The following is a 13226-nucleotide window of genomic DNA, read 5'->3' as shown; positions in this document are numbered from 1 at the left end:
TTCAAAAAAGAAAAGCCCGGTCGGGCGACCGGGCCTTTTCATTATTCTCGGCTCGAAGCCCCCGCTCAGGCCGCCTTCGACACCATTACCTCGCTCTCGATCAGCTCCGTGCCGATCAGATAATCCCGGCAGCCCCGCAGGCTCCGCAGCGCGCGGTTGAAGTCGATGCCGGTCGAGACCAGGGCATGCAGGGTCGCGGGATTGCGCACGATGCCGCGCAGCACGGCGGCGAGGTCGATCTGGCCGTTCGGCTTGATCGCGGCGCGGGCGAGCGCCGGCAGCGCGCGGTGGGCGGGGTCGCTGATGACGCGAACCGCGGCAAAGGGCAGCCCGGCTTCAGTGGCGTAGGCGGCCGCGATGTGGCTTTCCATGTCGACGGCAGAAGCCCCGGTCTCCGAATGCAGCGCCGCCTTGCAGGCGCGCTTGGTGACCACTTCCTCGGCACCGGCGAGGCTGCCACGCACCACGCGGCGGCGGCCCGAGGTCAGGCGGTCGATCAAATCGTCGCCGAGCGAGAGCCCTGCGGCCCAACGGGTATCGCCGTCGAGCACCTCGGTCGCCAGCACGACGTCGCCGGAGCGCAGGCTCGGGTCGAGCCCGCCGGCCACGCCGAACGAGATCACGCCGCGAATCGTCTCTGGATCCACCACCGTCAGCAGCGCCCGCAACTGGGTCGGGCTGCTGGATGAACAAATAACGGCCATTCCCGGCCCGGCTGCGATGCGGGCCTCCTGAACCAGTCCGGTCACGATCAGTATCGGCCGCGGGTCGATGGCATTACCCACGGTAAAATAGTCCCCCGTCCCCAAAGTCACATTCCGACCCCTACCACCCTGCTGTTGGTGTTCCGCAAGTTCCGATACCGCGCCAGTGCCCACAACGGAAAGAACTTTGGGTAACCATGATACCGCAGATAGAACACGCGGGGGAAGCCTGTGGCGGTGTACCGCTGCTCGTCCCACAGTCCTTTTTTGTTCTGTGTTGCAATCAGGTACTCCACCCCGCGGGCGACGGCCGGGTGATCAACCTCGCCTGCCGCCATCAGGGCAAGCAAGGCCCATGCCGTTTGCGAGGCGGTCGAGGGGGCGGCCTCCCATCCCCGGTAGTCCAGCCGGTAGCTGACGGCGTCCTCGCCCCAGCCGCCGTCCTCGTTCTGGATCGAGGCCAGCCAGCCGGCGGCCTTCCGAATCATGGGGTCCTTGCGGTCGACCCCGGCCATGTTGAGGGCGCAGAGCACCGACCAGGTTCCATAGATGAAGTTCATGCCCCAGCGGCCGTACCAGGAGCCCTCGGGGTGCTGGGTCTTCCGCAAATAGGCGACCCCGTCAGCCACGTGCTTGCTGGTCTTCTCGGTCTCGCCGAGCTGGGCCAGCATCGAGATGCAGCGCGCCGTGACGTCCTCGGTCGGCGGGTCGAGCAGCGCGCCGTGGTCCGAGAACGGGATGTTGTTGAGATAGTATTCGAGATTGTTGACGTCGAAGGCGGCCCAGCCGCCATCGTCGCTCTGCATCCCCTCGATCCACTCCCGTCCCCGGTCGATCGCGACGTCGTAGCCGGGCGCACCGTGCTCCCGGCGCATGCGGTCCATCGACATCACCACCACGGCGGTGTCGTCGAGATCGGGGTAATGCGCGTTGTTGTACTGGAAGGCCCAGCCGCCCGGACGCACGTCGGGCCGCTTCACGGCCCAGTCGCCCTTCACCTCGAGCTCCTGCTTCGGGATCAGCCAGTCGAGGCCCTGCTTGGCCGCCGGCACCGCCTTGTCGCCGCCAGCTTCCAGCAGCGCATGCGCCGTCAGCGTCGTGTCCCACACCGGCGAGACGCAGGGCTGGCAATAGGCCTCGTCGTCTTTGATCACGAGCAGCTTGTCGATGCCCCGGCGCGTGATCGCGCGCGGCGGGAAGTTCTCGTCCTTGCCGAGCGCGTCGTACATCATGACGATGTTGGCCATGGGCGGGTAGATCGCGCCCATGCCGTCCTCGCCGTTGAGCCGCTCCTCGGTGAAGGCGAGCGCCGCATCGATGGCGCGCTTGCGCAAGGCCTTCGGGAACATCGGCTCGATCACGCGCAGAATCGCGTCGAGCGACCGAAACAGCAGAAACCAGGCCATGCTCTGGTGCGGCGCCTTCGCCGTCATGCCGATCGAGCGGGGATCCTGCAGGAACAGCTCGTCGATGCCGACGCCCTTCGGGTTCTTCGCGCGCGGCTTCAGCGCTGCGAGCACCATCAACGGCACCATGGTGGTGCGCGCCCAGTATGAGATCTTGTTGAGGTGGAACGGCGACCAGAACGGCAGCAGCACGATCTCGATCGGCAGCACCGGCACCGCGCGCCAACTCACCACGCCGTACATCGCAAGCAGGAAGCGCGTGAAGACGTTGCTGTTGACGGCGCCGCCGCGCGCGTGGATCGCCTCGCGCGCGCGCACCATGTGCGGGGCGTCGACGGAATCGCCGATCATCTTCAGCGCGAAATAGGCCTTCACGCTGGCGCTCATGTCGAACTCGCCGTCATGCACCAGCGGCCAGCCGCCATGGGCGCCCTGAATGCGGCGCAGGTAATTGGCGATCTTGGCTTCGAGCACGGCATCGACCGGCTCGGCGAGATAGTGGCGCAACAGGACGTATTCGGCCGGAATCGTGCAGTCGGCCTCGAGCTCGAACACCCAATGGCCGTCCGCCTGCTGGAAGTCGAGGACGCCCTGCGTCGCCGATGCAATGCTCGATTCCAGGATGCCCGATTGCAAGATCCCCGATTGAAGGGCTTCGCGGCTGGTCGCGTTCACGGAATCCATCTCGCTCGATTGCTCCGATAGTCGATTGAAATTGGCCGGGACGTCTGCCCGTCAGGGCCGCTTTGCGGCGAGAACCAGATCGGCGGCGCGATCACCGGACCGGACCGATCCCTCGATGGTTGCAGGCAATCCCGTAGCAGTCCAATCACCCGCAAGGAACAGGTTTTTCAGCGCAGTGACCGGCCCCGGACGCAGGGCATTCTGCGCCGGCGTCGCCGCAAATGTGGCACGGCGCTCGCGCACGATCTGCCAAGGGGGCAATTGAGTGGACAGCTCGCCGGAAACGCCGCCGGCCTTGCAGACGTCGTTCCAGATCGTCTGCGCGAGTTCCTCACGCGGCATGTCGACCAGACGGTCGCTGTTGCTGATGGTCACCGAGAACCGGTTCGGGAACGCGAACAGCCACTCCACGACGCCGCCGATCACGCCGAGGATGGGCGCCGAAGCCGGCGGCGGTGTGATCCGGAAATGCGCATTCACGATGGCGCGATATTCGGTCGGCGTCTTCACGCCCGGCAGCAGGCTCGCAGCAGCCCGCGGCGGCACCGCCATCACGACGACGTCGCCCTCCCCGATCTGAACGACATCCTCGCCGCCGAAATTCAGCGCGCTGGCCTTGCCGTCAGTGCTGGTGAAGGACCGCAGCTCATGGCCGAGTTGAACGGTGTGGCCGCGCTCCTGCAGGAACTTCACGGCCGGCTCGATCAGAACGGCGCTAAGGCCGTCGCGCGCGATGAGGGGACGGCAGGCCTGTCCGCCGGCAAGCAGCGTCTCGCGCACGATGGCGCCGGCAAGCCCGGCCGAGCCCTCGGGCGGATCGACGTTGAGCGCCGCGAGCAGCAGCGGCTGCACCAGACGCTGATAGAGCACGCCTTCGCAAGGAATCGATTTGCCGACCAATGTGTCTTCCGACGCCCAGATCAGCGGCGCCAGCTTCAGATAATCGGTGAGGCCGGTGTCGGGCACGCGGCGGCCTTCGTCGAGCACCCAGGTCGGCAGACGACCATTGCCGAGATCGATCTGCCAGCGCTGCCCGGTCTTGATGTCGACGAAGGGAAACTGCGCACTGTCAGGGCCGACGAGGCCGGCCTCGCTGCCGATCGAACGCGCATAGGCGCGCGCATGGCTGTTGCCCGACAGCAGCAGATGATTGCCGTTGTCGATGGTGAGATTGGTGGCGCCGTCGAAATAGGAACGGCAACGGCCGCCGGCCTGCTGCGTCGCCTCGTGCACGGCGACCTTGAAGCCGGCATTGGCGAGCCGCACGGCGGCGGAGAGGCCGGAAATTCCGGCACCGATGATATGAGCTGTCTTTTGCATCAGATGAAAGCGTAGCGAAGCAGGATCAGGATACGTGTGACCTTCGACACACGCACCGGCTGGCGCGGCGCGTTGAAGCCGCGCGCAATCAGCAGATCCAGAATGGAATGATAGTATTTCGACATGATCCGCGGCGCGCGCACCGTGCGGCGCTTGTTGCGGTTCATGATCTCGTCCGACTTCTCGAAATGCGTCTTCGCACGCTGCGTCAGCGGCAGGCAGACCTTCGGCAGCGCGCGCTCGGCGATCACGCGGTTCGGATCGTCGGAGGTGATGCCGGCATGCAGCAGCGCCTCGCGCGGCAGATAGAGCCGGCCGAGGCCAGCGTCCTCGTCGATGTCGCGCAGGATATTGGTGAGCTGAAGCGCGCGGCCCAGATGATAGGCGAGCTGGATGCCGTCTTCCTCGGGCAGGCCGAACACCCGCACCGACAGCCGCCCCACCGCGCTGGCGACGCGATCGCAATACAGATCCAGCGTCGCCATGTCGGGCGCGCGGATGTCCTGCGGGACGTCCATCTCCATACCGTCGACGATGGCGAGGAAATCCTCGCGCTTGAGGCCGAAGGTCTTGACCGAGCCGACGTAGTCCTTCAGCCGCGGCGGCGGATTGCCCTGATAGAGCGCGTCGATGTCGTTGCGCCATTCCTGAAGCGCGGCGAGCCGCTCCGTGCGCGGACCGTCGGAATCGGCGATGTCGTCGACCTGGCGGCAGAAGCTGTAGATCTGGAACATCGCTTCGCGCTGGTCATGCGGCAGGATGCGCATCGCGGCGTAGAACGAGCTGCCGGATGCGGTCGAGCCATAATTGGCGCCGGGCGAGGTCGCCTCAAGCGTCATGTGCAGTCCCCGGTCTGGAAATGGCCTTGCGTCCAATTGCGCGGCGGCCGACCTCGCCGATCATTCCGGCAAGGCTGAAGATGAGCAGTTCGAATTTGTTCAGGTGCACCCGCTCGCGCAGGGGATCGCGCACCTTCAAGAGGCGCACGATACGGTCGGCATAGGCCTGGATCACCGCGACGTCGACGCCGAGGCGGAAATCCCGGATCTCCGCAGCGAGCGCCCTGCCCTCGTCGAGCAGCGCTTCATTGCGCACGGCCAGCGCCTGCAGGCAGGCCAGCATCGCCGGCGGCGACTGTGTCAGCCCGAGCTGCTCGACCGAAGCACCGTGTGCTGCCAGTGCATCGCGCGGCAGATAGACGCGGTTGAGCTCGCGAAAATCCTTGCCGCAATCCTGCAGGTGATTGTTGATCTGCAAGCCTGCACAGAGCGCATCCGATGCGGCCCAGGCCGAGGTGCTCTCGCCGTGGACATCGAGCATGAAGCGGCCGACGGGCATCGCCGAGTAACGGCAATAGTGGATGACCTCGTCCCAGTTCTCGTAGCGCAGCTTGGTCACGTCCATGCGGAAGGCGATGAGCACGTCGAGCGCATGGCGCGGCGCCATGCCGCGCTCGGCCAGTGCACGGCGCAAAATGACGGCCTCAGCCTGGGTGTCGCCCTTGCCGAGCAGCTCCGCCTCGAGCAGGTCGAGATAAGCGAGCTTCTGATCGGGCGGCAGGGTCGCGTGATCGGCAATGTCGTCGGCGGTGCGGACGAAATTGTAATACGCCAGGATCAGGGCGCGATGACGCGGATGAATGATCCAGGACGCGACGGGAAAATTCTCGTCGCGGTCACCTTTACCGGATCGCAATTCGCTCGCAGAGGTCATCGAGGGCTGGTTTACAATCGTTTGGACAGGAAGGGCTTCTTCGCTCGCGCGGGCTCATGCCGGCGATCCGCCGCGGCCCCCATATAGGGGAATACGGCCGCAAAACCAATCCTGTCTCTCGATGGCTGCCCTTCCGCGGATCGGGCCCGAAAAGGCGGCCCGAAGGCCGCCTTTTGTGGGCCAGTGGCCGAGCTTACTGGTTGTGGGTCTTCAGGACCTGGTCGCAGGCCTGCGAGATCTTGGCCCGGTTCTCCTTGAGGCAGGCCAGGATGGTGAAATCGCCCTGGTCGATGACCGGGCGGCAGAACTTCTGCACGTCGCGCGTGCAGGCCTTCTGCTCGGCGTCCGTGCCGCGCCCTGCCTGGGCAAAGGCCGCCGTCGAAAGGGATGCCGACAGCAGGGTGAGAGCGACGAGAAGCTTACGCATTGTATTCCTTCATTCTGACGGCAGAATCGCACCGGACCCGGACTGCACAGGGCGGAGGACCGGAACGGATTGTTCTGATGGCAAGTCGCCGCGACAGGTGCGGCCTCAGAGAAGGCACAAGCACTGGCAAATGCGGCCAAATTGGCGCCACGCCCACCAAATCAGGTCTTCCCTGCGCCTTCATTGGCAGATGTAAGAGATTGATACTACGTCATAATTCGGAAGCACTGCGTTTTACTGCATACCTGTTGCAGAGCTGCATCTGTCCGCCCCGCCTTTCCCGCCGGAAACACGCAGAAACACGGCAAATCGACCGGCCGGGTCTGGCGAGAGGCGTCGTGAACCGCCATCTCTGGCGGCCGGGCTTTGAACCTGACACTGGCTCGGAGCACTAAACTTTCGATGTGGCGAGACGTTATCACGCGTAAGCGGGCGTCGTTCCAAAACGGGATATTTGAGATGAAATTCTTTGGGCGATCTGGACTGGCAATCAAAGCGGCCGGCATCGGGGCGGCGCTGCTCTTCTCGGTTTCGGCAGGCCACGCTCAGTCGTCCGGCCCGTTTGCCGGTTTCGACGGCGCGTGGACCGGCACCGGCACGGTGTCGCTGTCCGACGGCTCCACCGAGCGGATTCGCTGCAAGGCCGACTACAAGGTCGCCGGCAGCGGCCTCAATTTGAAGCAGGCTCTGCACTGCGCCTCCGACAGCTACAAGTTCGACCTCACCAGCGACGTGACGAGCCAGGGCGAGCGCATCTCCGGAAATTGGAGCGAGTCCAGCCGCAACATCTTCGGCAATCTCCAGGGCACCGCCGGCGGTGGCCAGATCGACGTGTTCGTCGAGGCCAACGGCTTTGCCGCAAATCTGTCGCTGCGCACCAACGGCACCAAGCAGACGGTGCAGATCAGCTCAAAGGGCGAGATCCGCGGCGTCAACATCACGATGACGAAGGGCTGATTTCGTTCAGCGTGAATGGAATCATTAGCCCCCGGTTCTCGCGAGCCGGGGGCTTTTTGCTGGCATGAACTCACCCGGAACGGACTTGCCGAGATGGACCCGATACGCAGACATCTGCTCAAGGCCGCCGGGCTCTTCGTCGCCACTCGCGCCTTCGCCTATGATCAGCAGGGAGCGAACATGCAGCCTTCGTCCGTGAAGCCGCGTCACGTGCTCTGCTTCCTTGGAAAGAATGAAAGCCTGCTGCGACCGCCGAAGGCGGTGGCCGAGACGATCGCCGATTTAGGCTTCGAGATCGACCGCACCCATTCGCAAGCAAAGCCCGATCCGCACATGGAGCGGTCGTTCGGGGTGTGCTGGGACCGCGTCTTCCCGAAGGCATGGTCCGCATCCGACGAAGCGGCCGTGGCCAACCACAAATCAGTCCTCTACGTGCTGGGCCCGCCGATGGCTCAGCAGAAGACGGCCGCCTTTTCAGCCGCGGCCCTGCAGATCGTGGACGAGATGCTCGACGCGGGCGCCGTCGCGGCGAAGGGCGAGAGCGCCGGCGTCGCTCACGGCATCGCGCGGTGGCGAGGTCTCATGGATCAGGCGCGCAAGGGCGCCATAACCAGCCAGGGCCTCAGCATGACCCCCGCCGTCACCAGGGCCTGCCGCCTTGCCTTCGCCAAGCGCCCGCTCGCCGGTAACAGCTATTACGAGACCGTCGGCTATCACCTCGTCGGCCTACCGGAGGTTTACGTCGCGAAATCGCGCGGCAACGAATGGTCCGCGGTGATGGCGATGGAGGAGATCGCCAACGCCATGGCGGAGCGCGGCATCGAGGCGACGCTGCGCGAGCGCAAGCTCACGCTCTCGCACGAGCAGGACTACGCCGAGAGCGACTTCAAGTTCAATCCGTACGGGATCGTCCGGATCGAGGCGTGAGGCAGGGCAGCCTTAGCTGCCTCGCCGCTCAGATTGCCGGCTTGTCGGTCCCCTGCAGCTTGGCGTGCAGGTTGATCAGCCACATCGCCGTCGGCCGCAGGATGAAGAGGTCGGCGACCAAGGCCATCACCATCGAGAAGGCGCTGAGCCAGCCGAACAGCCGCAGCGATGGCAGGTCGGAGAACACGGTGACGACGAGGCCGCAGGCCAGCACCACCGTGGTCAGGATCAGCGCCGGGCCGACCAGCACGGTCGCGCGCTCCACCGCGAGCGCCGAGCCGACGCCCGGCTTGCTCTCGAGCCGGAGGCGGTTGAGGAAGTGGATGGTGGCGCTGAGGCCGAGACCGAACGAGACCGTAAGCGCGACGACGCTGGCGAATTGCAGGCCCTCGCCCATCGCCCACAGCACCGTTCCCGACATCACCACCGGGAAGATGCCCGGCAGGATGCAGGCGAACATCACCACCCAGGAGCGGAAGGCGAGGCCGATGAAGATCGCGACCAGCGCGAATTCGACGGTGAGCCCGCGGTTCAGCTTCTCGATCATGCTGGCCGAGTTGCGCGCCGCGATCGCGGCAAGGCCCGTCACCGCGACCTCGTAGCCCGGATGCTTCTTGCGGACGGCGTCGAGCTCGGCATCGAGCTTGTCGACGATCGGCAGGAGCTGGCTGGAATCCTTGTCCGGCACGCGGCCGGCGACCACGACCGCGTCCTGCTCGGCGTCAATGAAGCGCCGCACCAGATGCTCGGGAATTACGCTGACATATTCCTTCAGCGTCGCGACGTCGGCGCTGCCGGCCTTTTCCGCAAGCCAGCGGCGCAGGGTCTCGACCGACCAGACATTGCCGACACCGGCCGCCTTCTCCACGGTCGCATGCACGTCCGCGATGGTCTGCAGCGTCTCCGGCGAATAGAGCGATTCACCCTTGGGGAACTGGATCAGCACATTGACCGGGTTGGCGCCGGTGAGCTTGGCGTCGAGCCGGTTGCTGGCAGCGACCGCCTGACGCTTGTCCGGCACCTGGTCGGCAAGCCGGTAGCGCGGCTCCAGATTGGCGTAGATGACGCCGAGGCCGCCGACGAACAGCACTGCGATCAGGCTGAACAGGCCGGGCCGGCCCACCATCCGCACCGCGATCCAATAGCAGAAATTGCGCAGCGCCTGGACGCCGGCATCCGCACTCTGGAACTTGACCGCGAACGTCTTCTCGTTGCGCACGAGCAGCACGCCGAACACCGGCACCAGCGACAGCACCGCGACCAGCGCGATGATGGTGGCGGCGAGGCCCGCCTCGCCGAACTTGCGGATCAGGTCCGAGTTGGAGAACTGCAGCGCGATGAAGGAAATGCCGGCGGTGCCGTGCGTCAGCACGCAGGCCGGGCCCACCACCAGCACCGCGTTCTTGAACGCGGTGAACTTGTCCTGGCCCGCGATCAGCCGGTCGCGCGCGGCGAAGGTGAGCTGCATCGAGTCCGAGAAGCTGATGACCATGATGAGCGGCGTCATCACGTTCAGGAACATGTTGAGATTGAAATTGGCCCAGCCGAGCGCGCCGAGCGCCAACAGGATCGCGATCATCGGCGGAAACGCCGCGGCGACCATGAACGAGATCTTGCGGAAGAAGATGATGGCGATGATGCAGCCGGCGAGAATGCCGAGGATGTTGTAGGTCAGCCCGTCGCGTTCGACGGCATTGCGGATCTCAAGCTGCATGACCGGCACGCCCGAGAGCTGCACGTTGAGACCGGTGTCGCTGAGATCCTCCTTCATCAGGGCGCGGATGTCGCCCACGGTCTTGGTCAGCTTGCTGGACGCCACCACCTCCGGATCGAGCGACAGCACGATCAGCGCCAGCGTGCCGTCTTCCGACAACAGCTTGCCGCGGATGATCTCGTTGTTTTTGACGGTCTCGATGAACTTGTCGTAGTCGGCGCCCTCGGGCAGTTCGGCCGGAAACAGCGCCGCCGGCAGCTTGCCCGGTGCCGGCGCCTGGCGTGCCGAGAAGAGCGAGACCAACCCGCGCGTGCCTTCGACCAGTTGCAGGTCGGTGACGAAGTCGCGCAGCTTCTCCAGATTGTTCCGGGCCAGCAGGTTCTTGCCCTCGACCACGACGAGGACGTCGAATTCCTCGGCCGGGAACTTCTTCGTGACCTCTTCATATTGATGGAATTCGCGACTGTCGGAGCGAAACAGCTGCGACAGCGAATCGTCGATCTTGATCCGGTGGATGCCGAACACGGCTCCGACGATCAGGACGAGCAGGACGATGCAGGAGACGATCGGCGCCCGGACGGCGATCAGCCCGATGCGCTCCAGCCCGAAGGCGATCGAGGACGTAGGTCCCTGCTCGACCTTGTCGACATGAACCTCATTCTCGCTGTGCTTTTCGAGCATGCCTTATCCAGTTCCTAAATCGGCTCGGGCTGAGAGCTTATTGCGCCCCGCGAACGGCTTGAAAACGCCATACCAATGGGAGGCTTGCCCTTTGAAAATGCGCGGAAAATCGCCGCGAGGGGTTTAGCAGGTGAACCGGTCTTTTCGCAAGCAGGCGAAGTGTGGCCGAATCGATCAAGAAGTGGCGATCTGGGCCGGGGATGCCCGTCATTCGGGCAATGCCGTGCCAATTCGACGCGGCGCGCGGTCCGCGCTCTCGTCCTTCAGCGCCACGCCGCTGACCTGCCGGGCCAGCCCCTCGCGGACCAGCCAGGCGATCTTGAAGGCGCCCTCGTCGTAGCTCAACCCGGCGTGATGGATATTGGACACGCAATTTCGCTCGGCGTCGGTGCGGCCGGGCTTCGGCGCAAAGGTCAGATAAGCGCCGAGGCTATCGGGCGCCGACAGGCCCGGCCGCTCGCCGATCAGCATCAAGGCCATGCGCGCACCGAGAATGGCGCCGATCTCGTCGCCGAGCGCGACGCGCGCGCCTGACGCGACGACGACATGGCCGACCGCGACGTCGTCCCCTTCCGCGAGCAGCGGCAGCAGGCGCCTCACCAGGGCCACCGCATGGGCGTGGACCGCCGCCGCGGACAGGCCGTCGCCAATCACGAGCGCAAGCCGGCACGGCGCCGAGGCCGCTCGCGCCAAAACCTCGGCCGAGCCAGGGTCGAGCCGCCGTCCCAGATCCGGCCGCCGCAGATAGTCCCTGCGGTCGACCGCCTGGCTCCTCACCTCGGTGACGGCAAGCCCCAGCGCGCCGAGATCGGCGACCATACGCGCTGCATCGAAGGCGGCATGCACGGCATCGCGGGCGCGGGCATGATCGAGCGTGAAATCGAGCAGCGCCTTGGTCGGCACGCTAGCGCCGCTGCGCCCGAGCGCCACGCGCGCGGGCGTGAACGCCCGCAGATCGAGGGTCGGACGGCGCGGCAGGGCCGGATCAGACATGTCGCATCATTCGGCGGGAACGGCGGCCTCGCGCAGCCGGATCGAGTAATTCGAGGCGTTCTGCCTGCCGCTGGAGGCCGCGCGCGCAAAGGTGATGAGATGGTGCGCGATCAGGGTGCATCCGATCAGGCCTTCGACATCGCCGCGCTTGAGGCGCCCCAGCGCGAACTTCCAGAACACGCGCTTGTAGTCACCGAGCACGCCGACCTTCCAGAAGATGTTGCGCAGCATGACGAGGCCACGCCTGATGTTGGCCCAGGTCTTCATCTCGTCCGGGGTCGGCACCTTGAGGCGGTGAACATAAACGTGGTCGCATTGATACTGGAAGCGCGCGTAGACCTTCTCGGGCGCATATGCGACCGCCATCGCGTGCTTCCAGGACGCGACGACCTCGTCATAGGGCAGCAGGAAGTCGACGTTGGAATCGCGGCCGTCGTCTTCGACCAGGCGCCCCTCGCGCTCCAGCCGGTCCCACAGCGGCGTCTTCGGCAGCGCCTGAAGCAGGTTGATCGTGAGCAGCGGAATCCGGGACTCCTCGACGAAGCCGAGCAGCGCCTCAGACGTATTCGGCTTGTCGGTGTCGAGTCCCATGATGATGCCGGAGACGACCTCCATGCCGTAGGAGTTGATGGTGCGCACGCCCTCCAGGATCGGGACCATCATGTTGTGGTCCTTCTGCATCGCCTTCAGCGCGTCGGGATCGGGCGTCTCGATTCCGCAGAAGATGGTGATGAAATAGGCCTCGCGCATCTTCTCGAGGATCTCGGGCCGCTTGGCGATGTTGAGCGTCGCCTCGCAGGCGAGCCGCACCACGTAGCCGGTCCGCTTCTGCCATTCGATCAGATGCGGCAGCAGATCCAGCGCCGCCTTGCGGTTGCCGATGAAATTGTCGTCGACGAAATAGACCGTGTCCGTCATGCCGCATTCGCGCAGGCGGTCGAGCTCGGCGATGATCTGCTCCGGCGCTTTAAGGCGTGGATTGCGGCCGTAGAGGCCGGGGATGTCGCAGAACTCGCACTGATAGGGACAGCCGCTGGAATACTGGATGCTGCCGAGCATGTATTTCTTCACGTCGGCAAGCTCGTAGGCCGGGATCGGAAACTCCGTCATCGGCACGCGGTCCTTGGTGGTGAGCACCACCTGGCTTTCGGGGCGAGAGGCGTCGCGCGACAGGATCTCGATCAGCTGGTTGGTGGCATCGCCGAGCTCGCCGACATGGAGATAGTCGAAGGACGGATAATAGTCGGGACAGGCGCTGACGGAGGGACCGCCGAGCGCGACCGGCAGATCGAATTCATGAGCGCGGCGGCAGATGTCGTTCATCTGCTGGCGCTGGATGTGCATGCCGCTGACGAAGACCACCTCGGCCCACTCGAACTCCTCCCTGGTCGTGCGACGCAGGTTCTCGTCGACGAATTTGACCTGCCAATCCTGCGGCAGATAGGCCGAGATCAGCAGCAGCCCCTGCGGCGGCATGAAGGCACGGACACCATCGGTCAGGGGATAGGAATGCTCGAACGTCCCGAACGACGAGGTGTAGCGCGGAAACACACAGAGAATCCGCCGCGACGTTCCGTTACTTTCAGCTCGCATCAAAGCTCCCCCGCCACGCTCGATCTGGTTGCGGAAATAGCCAGCCAGACACATAGCGTAATGCCGTCGCCGGAATTTCTCAATATTGTGGCACAAGCATAATTCGG

Annotated in this window: 11 protein-coding genes; 2 read left to right on the top strand and 9 right to left on the bottom strand. The window is 65.0% G+C overall.

All coding sequences use genetic code 11. The annotated features are described in order from the left end of the window. Positions 1 to 65: 65 nt before the first annotated feature. The 6 genes from XI04_RS37695 to XI04_RS37670 form a co-directional block, all read right to left on the bottom strand. On the bottom strand, positions 66 to 815 hold the full coding sequence (locus tag XI04_RS37695; RefSeq protein ID WP_028143214.1) for a phosphorylase: 750 nt from the start codon (positions 813 to 815) through the stop codon (positions 66 to 68). Continuing rightward, on the bottom strand, positions 812 to 2794 hold the full coding sequence (gene shc, locus XI04_RS37690) for a squalene--hopene cyclase (RefSeq protein WP_271609372.1): 1983 nt from the start codon (positions 2792 to 2794) through the stop codon (positions 812 to 814). Before shc ends, XI04_RS37695 begins: the two co-directional genes overlap by 4 nt. A 51-nt stretch (positions 2795 to 2845) precedes the next feature. After that, entirely contained in the window at positions 2846 to 4114 is a 1269-nt protein-coding gene (hpnE, locus tag XI04_RS37685) for a hydroxysqualene dehydroxylase HpnE (protein ID WP_038971559.1), read from the bottom strand. After that, entirely contained in the window at positions 4114 to 4953 is an 840-nt protein-coding gene (gene hpnD / locus XI04_RS37680; protein WP_038971560.1) for a presqualene diphosphate synthase HpnD, read from the bottom strand. Before hpnD ends, hpnE begins: the two co-directional genes overlap by 1 nt. Continuing rightward, positions 4943 to 5827, bottom strand: coding sequence for a squalene synthase HpnC (gene hpnC, locus XI04_RS37675; protein WP_271609371.1), 885 nt, complete (start codon positions 5825 to 5827; stop codon positions 4943 to 4945). The genes hpnD and hpnC overlap by 11 nt, the downstream gene beginning before the upstream one ends. A 193-nt stretch (positions 5828 to 6020) precedes the next feature. Beyond that, positions 6021 to 6254, bottom strand: a complete 234-nt coding sequence (locus XI04_RS37670; protein ID WP_028143219.1) for a hypothetical protein — start codon at positions 6252 to 6254, stop codon at positions 6021 to 6023. Between the two features lie 459 nt (positions 6255 to 6713). Here XI04_RS37670 and XI04_RS37665 point away from each other — a divergent pair, with 459 nt between their 5' ends. Continuing rightward, complete coding sequence (locus XI04_RS37665; protein ID WP_028143220.1) at positions 6714 to 7211, top strand: hypothetical protein; 498 nt, start codon at positions 6714 to 6716, stop codon at positions 7209 to 7211. A gap of 93 nt (positions 7212 to 7304) precedes the next feature. Continuing rightward, a complete protein-coding gene (locus tag XI04_RS37660) occupies positions 7305 to 8138 on the top strand; it encodes a hypothetical protein (RefSeq protein WP_271609370.1) in 834 nt (277 codons plus the stop codon). Between the two features lie 28 nt (positions 8139 to 8166). Here XI04_RS37660 and XI04_RS37655 read toward each other — a convergent pair whose 3' ends face one another. The 3 genes from XI04_RS37655 to XI04_RS37645 form a co-directional block, all read right to left on the bottom strand. Further along, a complete protein-coding gene (locus XI04_RS37655; RefSeq protein WP_028143222.1) occupies positions 8167 to 10533 on the bottom strand; it encodes an efflux RND transporter permease subunit in 2367 nt (788 codons plus the stop codon). Positions 10534 to 10740: 207 nt separating this feature from the next. Continuing rightward, positions 10741 to 11526, bottom strand: coding sequence for an ethanolamine ammonia-lyase subunit EutC (gene eutC / locus XI04_RS37650; protein WP_095424914.1), 786 nt, complete (start codon positions 11524 to 11526; stop codon positions 10741 to 10743). 6 nt (positions 11527 to 11532) lie between these two features. Beyond that, complete coding sequence (locus tag XI04_RS37645) at positions 11533 to 13119, bottom strand: B12-binding domain-containing radical SAM protein (RefSeq protein WP_271609369.1); 1587 nt, start codon at positions 13117 to 13119, stop codon at positions 11533 to 11535. Positions 13120 to 13226: the final 107 nt, after the last annotated feature.

Source organism: Bradyrhizobium sp. CCBAU 11430 (assembly GCF_028128855.1).
Taxonomy (GTDB): domain Bacteria; phylum Pseudomonadota; class Alphaproteobacteria; order Rhizobiales; family Xanthobacteraceae; genus Bradyrhizobium; species Bradyrhizobium ottawaense.
The sequence above is the reverse complement of the archived record's forward strand: the minus strand, read 5'-3'. Positions and strand labels throughout refer to the sequence as shown.

Coding starts and splice junctions, on each gene's coding strand:
- hpnC (WP_271609371.1), bottom strand. CDS start 5,827: ATGACCTCTGCGAGCGAATTGCGATCCGGTAAAGGTGACCGCGACGAG.
- hpnE (WP_038971559.1), bottom strand. CDS start 4,114: ATGCAAAAGACAGCTCATATCATCGGTGCCGGAATTTCCGGCCTCTCC.
- XI04_RS37645 (WP_271609369.1), bottom strand. CDS start 13,119: ATGCGAGCTGAAAGTAACGGAACGTCGCGGCGGATTCTCTGTGTGTTT.
- shc (WP_271609372.1), bottom strand. CDS start 2,794: ATGGATTCCGTGAACGCGACCAGCCGCGAAGCCCTTCAATCGGGGATC.
- hpnD (WP_038971560.1), bottom strand. CDS start 4,953: ATGACGCTTGAGGCGACCTCGCCCGGCGCCAATTATGGCTCGACCGCA.
- XI04_RS37665 (WP_028143220.1), top strand. CDS start 6,714: ATGAAATTCTTTGGGCGATCTGGACTGGCAATCAAAGCGGCCGGCATC.
- XI04_RS37655 (WP_028143222.1), bottom strand. CDS start 10,533: ATGCTCGAAAAGCACAGCGAGAATGAGGTTCATGTCGACAAGGTCGAG.
- XI04_RS37660 (WP_271609370.1), top strand. CDS start 7,305: ATGGACCCGATACGCAGACATCTGCTCAAGGCCGCCGGGCTCTTCGTC.
- XI04_RS37670 (WP_028143219.1), bottom strand. CDS start 6,254: ATGCGTAAGCTTCTCGTCGCTCTCACCCTGCTGTCGGCATCCCTTTCG.
- eutC (WP_095424914.1), bottom strand. CDS start 11,526: ATGTCTGATCCGGCCCTGCCGCGCCGTCCGACCCTCGATCTGCGGGCG.